Annotated in this window: 3 protein-coding genes; 1 reads left to right on the top strand and 2 read right to left on the bottom strand. The window is 29.2% G+C overall.

The features are described 5' to 3' along the window. Positions 1–36 precede the first annotated feature (36 nt). A complete protein-coding gene (locus B2W91_RS12230; RefSeq protein WP_291581316.1) occupies positions 37–3,246 on the top strand; it encodes a putative mucin/carbohydrate-binding domain-containing protein in 3,210 nt (1,069 codons plus the stop codon). 81 nt (positions 3,247–3,327) lie between these two features. On the opposite strand, the gene B2W91_RS12225 is transcribed toward B2W91_RS12230, so the two are convergent. Together B2W91_RS12225 and B2W91_RS12220 are read right to left on the bottom strand one after the other, a co-directional pair. Next, the gene (locus tag B2W91_RS12225) at positions 3,328–4,314 is read right to left on the bottom strand and encodes an effector binding domain-containing protein (RefSeq protein WP_291581314.1); all 987 of its coding nucleotides are present in this window, start codon (positions 4,312–4,314) and stop codon (positions 3,328–3,330) included. Positions 4,315–4,576: 262 nt separating this feature from the next. Next, positions 4,577–6,814, bottom strand: a complete 2,238-nt coding sequence (locus B2W91_RS12220) for a HelD family protein (RefSeq protein WP_414633126.1) — start codon at positions 6,812–6,814, stop codon at positions 4,577–4,579. Positions 6,815–7,278: the final 464 nt, after the last annotated feature.

Below are 7,278 nucleotides of genomic sequence, written 5' to 3'. Positions count from 1 at the left end.
AACAGACTTAATTTATAATAAAAGGGGGAGAAACCAATGAAAACTTTTACAAAATTTTTAATGTTTCAAGTATTACTAATTTGCACTATATTTGGAACTGCAACAAATGTTTATGCTGATGAAGTAAAACAAAAAGAACTTTATACCTTAGAAGATCCTGCTTGGCTTAGAAAGACTGGTTTTTCTAAAGGACTTGGTCATGATAAACAAGATTTAGGGATAATTTTACCTGCAAATGTACAGTTAACAATTAGACAGGTAAATCCTAATTTTAGAGCAAATTTAACTGTAAGATTATTAAATGATAATAATCAACATGAGGTATCTAAAACATTTAATCAAACATCGATTACTATATCAACTCCATATAGCTCCGTTCCATTTGTAGATACGGTTTATGGTGGTAGTGAGAAACCTAAAATTGAATATAGGGTAACTGGCAGTATGCAGACTTTGCCTATTTATAAAAGAGGACAAAATGAGCAATCGTTTTTTAATGAGTGGGACAGAGCATCAGCTCCCTTTGCTTTAGTACTAGATGATTATTTTCAATTATTAGTTCCACAAAAAAATAAAGCTTACATGAAAAATATGAACGATTTTGCTTCTATTGATAAGTTAATTCTTTATTATCGTGAAGTATTTGAGTATTACAATAAATTAGCTGGAATCAGTTTTAATACAAATGTTCAAACCGATAAAAATGTTCCTAATAAATATTTTATAAAAGCTGATAAGAGTGGTCCTGGTGGCGGATATTATGGTGGCAATCATACTGCAGAAACTTTAGATTCAGTAGCTAGCTTTTGGCTATCCAAAGGTTGGGGAGCCTTACATGAAATTGGTCACGGTTATCAAGACGATTTCACTAGAGGAGAAGTTTGGAATAACATATATGCTCATAGTCTTCAGAAAAAAGATCCAGACGTAGATATTCTTACAAATGGATGGCTATATGATTATGGTAGAAAAAATACTGTTGACTATAATGTAAATAAGCTTTGGCATCAAGATAAAGCAGCTTTTAATACCTGGGGATTAAGAGAACAACTATATGCACATGTACTTATGAAGGATAAAGCTGGAGATGATAGCTTTACTCATTTTAATCAAGAATATCGTAAATTAGCAAATACTTCTGGCTTTAATACATCTGACTATAAACAGTTTGATTTACTCAGTAAAGCTTATGGAGAAATAAGTAAACTAGATTTTACGCCAGTTATAGAATCCTTTGGAGGAGATATGACCTCTTGGCAAAAGGAAGAAAACAGATATAAAGGTTATAAACCGGTTGCACCATTAAATGAGGTTGTTCCTACTAGCCAAGTTTCTCAAATACAGCAATCACTTAAACTTGAAACTCCTTTATCTTTAGTGACTACAGATGATTTAGCTATTACTGGTTTAAAAGGAAATGTAACCTTAAATTTAAAAATTGATGATTTTAATCAAATTAAAAATCAAACTCTTTATATAATGAATGGGGATAAAGAAGTTAAAACGGTTGCTATCACAAGCCCAACACTTTCTTTAGGTCAACTGCCAGTAGGTATTTATACTATTTATAATACAAATGGTTCAGATAAATTATATACACTTGATAATCATTATTTAAAGGTTAATGAAACTAATAATAATGTAACTTTAAATTATAAGTTACGAACAAAAAGTACTTTACTAAATCAAGAAATAGACTTTTTAGGAATATCTGATAATTTATTTGCTACAGCTACTGTGGATTTAGAAAATCAAAAGTTGAATGTGAAAGTTCTTAATAAGACACCACATGATTATTTTCCAAATGAGCAGTATGGTAAAATTGAGATTTTAGATCAAAATAATAATGTTACTTATGCAAAATCAATTACTGGTACAAATGCAGTATTAGGAAGCAGTAGCCAAACTTTAAAAGAAGGATATAAGATTAGATTATATCATCGTGAACCATCACGTTTAAAAATTAGAGACAATAAAACTTCTCTTACTAATAATCAGACTAATACACTAATTGTTACTAGCCAAGGACTAAAAAACCAAAGCTTAAACCAAAACCTAAATCAAGAATTGGCTGGAAGAATTGATAGTCTTGCAGGAAAAATTAACGCTGAACAACTGATGGCTAAAAGTGATTGTGCAGAGTCAAAAATAGAGCTAAAACTGGCAATAGATGCTTTGACAGAACCTTTAAAAAGTGAAATGTTAGCAAAATACAACGACCTTTTACCGAATTCCACAATAAATGGAGGAAATCCAAATGAAGAGAATCCAAATGAAGGTTCATTCTTTACATTTGATTTTAAAGGATATAATGATGAGCAATTTGCAAAACTTGACCTTGATCTTTCAAACTTAACTAGTAAGCTTACTATCGAAAATATTGAAACTCATTATTACTTTAATGACAGCTATGCTTCAATTTTAATTCAAGACAATTTTGGAGAAACTGTTTTCTATAAAGATTTTATTGGTAATGAAGTAAATGATGCTTTAGTAAAAGACATTCCTTTAAATGAAGGATATTATCTAACAGTTAAACACAGAGAATATTCTAATAGACTTTTTATAACTAATAAGGATAAGAATTTAGAACTTAATAAAGCTTCCACTAATTCATATCAAATTACTAAAAATGAATTAAAAGAAATTAGTGAAAATGATATACCAAAACCTAATAATAATCCTTACTTAGGTAAAAACTTTAATATAACTTTTAAAGGCTTAGGAGATTGGATTTTTGCAGAATTAAATTTAGATTTATTCTCTAAACAAGCTGAAATTAATATAAAAAACGTTGAACCACATCCTTACATTACAGACAGTTATGCTTCAATTTTAATTAGAGATGCTGAAGGAAATGATGTTTACACAAAAGACTTCATTGGTACTGAATTAAATGAATCACTAATTAAAAATATTGCTATTAAATCTGGATACTATATTACACTAAAACACAGCGAGCCAGATAATAGATTGTTAATTACAAATGCAGAAAATAAATTAGAATTAAAAAAAGCTGCTAGTATAACTTATAAGATTACTGATACTGGGCTTGAAGAGTCCTCTGAGGATGAAATTCCTAAATTACCACTTGAAGATCAGTGGAAACCTGATATAAGCTATTATGCTGGAGATAAGGTTAGCCATAAAGGAAAGATTTATAGTGCAAAATGGTGGTCACGAGGCTTTGCCCCAGATACAAAAGTGCAAAATTCATGGGATACACCTTGGGAATTAATAAGTTAGAATTAGTACATTAAACTAAATATATAAATTATTCAAATGTATTGGGTTAGAGGTGCATTTTCCTCTAACCCAATATTTTATTTAATCTTTTAATTTTATTGGAAAGAGTAAATCTAATTGATGTTCATCACTTTCTGGCCAGTTAAGATGCGAATGATAAACATAATTTAGATGTTCCTCTAGTAATCCTCCCATAACTTCACCATTGTCATCAATAGTATTAGCTTCATATTTCGGATTATCAATATTAACCCAATTAGCTAGCCATTTCCACTCGTGAAAATTTCCTAAGCTCATCGTATGTGCTGCGTATAATCCACCATTAAAATGTTTCTTTTCAAGAGGTTTAGGAACATCCATATCCTCAGGAATCGTAACCCATACTTCATATCCATAATTAGGTCTATCATTAGATGGGCATGGATGATTAAAACCCAAAACACGAGCATCTGGTTTTATTTCATACAAGTGACTTTCCTTTAAAAACTTTTCTAACTGTTCCCCAGCATTATGCTCTGGATTCTCGCCAAAGTAATGACTTGCAGCAACTGTACTTGGTGGCAAATGAATGATCCTAACATTTTTAAGAATTTCTAAGTTTTGTGTTGCTTTGTTTAAATCTTCCATTGATTTTTCCTCCTTAAAATCGAAATTTGATAAGGATAGGGTATCAACCATATTAAGTATGGAATCATTATTTAATAATTTAAGATGTATTTGAATATCCTTCTTTTTTTCCAATTTCTCAATAAGGCTAATCAATATTGCTTTTATCGTTGATAGTGCATCTATTTTGTTTGTAAGCTCATGTACATTTTTCTTAAATATTTCAATAGCTATAACAACATCTTCATCCTCTAGTATATTGCTAATTTGTTTCAATGGAATTTGTAATTTTCTTAAAATAATTATTTGTTGTAGACGTAAAATTGCCCCTTCATCATATGCTCTATAAGCATATCCTTCTTTTTTGCTACTTTTCAAAAGCCCTATTTGTTCATAATACCGAAGTGTTCTAGTAGATACTCTAAAGTTTTTTGAAACTTCACTAATCGTTGTAAGCTCCATACTATACCCCCTCCTTAATATGAAGTATAAAGTACGTCACGACGTCAAAGTCAACATTATTTTCTATATTATTTTTATCAATTTGATGAATAATAAAATTTTAGTTATAAATCATATTATCTTAAACATTACAACAAATCCAATTCTTCCTTCGATTAATTTAGCCTCAATAAATCCATTATGTGCTTTTATTTTACTGTATTATTACATAACCTCTTAAACAAATTGTAAGATAGACTTTTTCTGTATTCCTTATTTATTTTCACTTTAATAATGATGATACATTCCCTAAATAAAATATATCCAAAACATGGAGGGCTCTTGTGCAAGCTGTATAAAGTAGCAGCCTATCCTCTTCATCCTTATACCTTAAATCACTGGCATTATATATCATAACCACATCAAATTCCAACCCCTTAGCAAGATATGCAGGAATAACTAAAATATCATCAACATACTCATCATCCTCACTTACAATCATTTTAACACTAATTCTATCACTCAAATAATTGTAAACCCTCTGTGCCTCATCAATATTTTTTGTTATTATTCCTATGGAGTTATGCCCATAACCCTTATGGACTTTTACCTCTTCTATTATTCTTTCATTTATATCTTTTTCATCTAAAAGACCAGTTAATCTAGGCCAATCTCCACTTCTTTCCACGTATTCATCATGAATTTCCTCACTTAATATTTTTCGTGAAAATTTAGTTATTTCCATTGTTGACCTATAACTTTTAGTTAAATTTATTATAGAAGTATCCTCAGCTTTAAGTATATTTACAACATTGTTATAACTTCCAACATTCATATAAGGGTTAATAGATTGAGATATATCACCAAGGATTGTTTTATTTGCTTTGCTAAATAATTGATTGAAAATTTCATACTGTAATGGTGCATAATCTTGAGCTTCATCAATAATTACATACTTTACTTCTTCTGTTTTTGGAATACCACCTACAGCTCCTTTTATAAATAATAAAGCTATTTGATCTTCATAATTTATCTTTTTAGTCTTTAAATTTTCTAGGGTATATCTTTTAATTTCTCTAATACTTTCATTATCATATTTAATATTTGCCATTTTTAAGAAGCTCTCTAAATCTTCATAAAAGGTTTTATAGCAATTCATCAAATCAAATTTGGTTTTTTTTTCCACTTCATTAACTATAGCTTTAATTTCTCCACCTACTAAGGATTTACTTACTTTAACTATTTCACTCTTCTCTAAATATTTACCAGATTCTTCTGCTTCTTTCACTGCTTTATCAACTAATCTTTTTTCATAAGGTTCTATAAGATATAAAATTCTTTGCCTTAGCTTTTCTAATTTTCTCTTAAGAGGTAAACTCTTATAGTCCTTATAAAACAATTCCTGTATTTCCACTGCTGAAATTATAGCTTCCCCCCTTAAAGTAATATCCCTAAAATCCCTACTCATTTTTTCTAAGTGTTCTATATATACTTTTAATAGATTAACAAACTTCACAGAAGACTTAAATTTTAAACTTTTAATCCTAACATCATAAAATGGATCACTCTTATCACCAAAAATCTTCTCCATCATTTCACAATAATCTTCCTTACCATCTACATCCTCCAGAACTTTATGCATATATTCTTTAAATGTAGTTTGCAACATATTATCTTCCCCAAGCTGAGGTAAAACGTTAGAAATATAATCATTAAAAATATTATTTGGAGAAAATATCACTATGTTTTTAGCTGTTATAATATCACGATGCTTATATAATAAATAGGCAATTCTATGAAGAGCAACAGAAGTTTTCCCACTTCCAGCTGGCCCCTGAACAATTAAATTTTTATATTTTTCATTACGAATTGCCTTGTTTTGCTCTTTTTGAATTGTAGTTATAATAGTCTTCATTTTATTATCACTACTTTTACTTAATATATCTTGCAACACTTCATCATCTATTTTTATATTACTGTCAAACATATAATCGATTTTACCATCACTAATTTTATATTGCCTTTTCATTGATATTTTTCCATTTACAATCCCTTCAGGACATTTATAATAAGCATTTCCAATTTCATAATCATAAAACATACTAGAAATTGGAGCCCTCCAATCATATATAAAAAAATCGAAATCTTCATTAATTAAGTTAGAAATTCCAATATAACACTTTTCAGCTTTTTCCTCTCCCTCTTCCTTAAAGTCCATTCTTGCAAAGTAAGGAGATGAAATCATATTCTCATATTTATCAACTAGTTTTCTTTCAAACTCATGGTTCGTCTTTTGAATTTTCATAGTATTAATAAATTGCATGAAATCTACAACATGCTGTAAACCATTCTCTACTGAAACAGCTCCAACATTTTCCCATAATTCTCTTTGTGTCTCAATAGCCTCTTTTTTAAAATTATCTTTGGAATTTCTCTTTTCTTCTAATTGCCTTTTTACCTCCCTAAGTACATTTTCTAACCATTCCATTTCTACTAGCCATTCAGATTTATTTATTGACAAAATATCTCCTCCTTGCAATGAGCATTAGCATTTTTAATTTAATATTGCTATTTTAGCATATACACCTCAAATTACCAGTCTATAACTTTTTTGTTATATATGATATAATTAAGGTGTAGAGACAGTATATTAAAACTTCTTAGCTTAAAAATAGTAAAAAGTGAGAAGCTCCATTTATATGAAGTTTCTCACTTTTTATCATTGCTTCTCACTATACTAATTTTTCTACCATTTTAGGATAATCGATTCCAAATCTTAAAGCTAACCGTCCTCCTAGTGAAATTCCTACAATATTTGCTTCACCTTTCCTCAGCTCTCCTATGATACAAGTTCAGCTGATTCTTCCTAATTCATGCACTATATTTAATTATTATTTTTATTTATTTTGGTTCTTTATAGATACCTTTCTCCGTATCGCTTTCAAGTAAGGTTTTTTATTTTAAAACTATATTGATATAATTTAC

Source organism: Clostridium sp. UBA6640 (assembly GCF_002455975.1).
GTDB lineage: Bacteria > Bacillota > Clostridia > Clostridiales > Clostridiaceae > Clostridium_J.
This window is presented reverse-complemented; position numbering and strand designations above follow the sequence as displayed.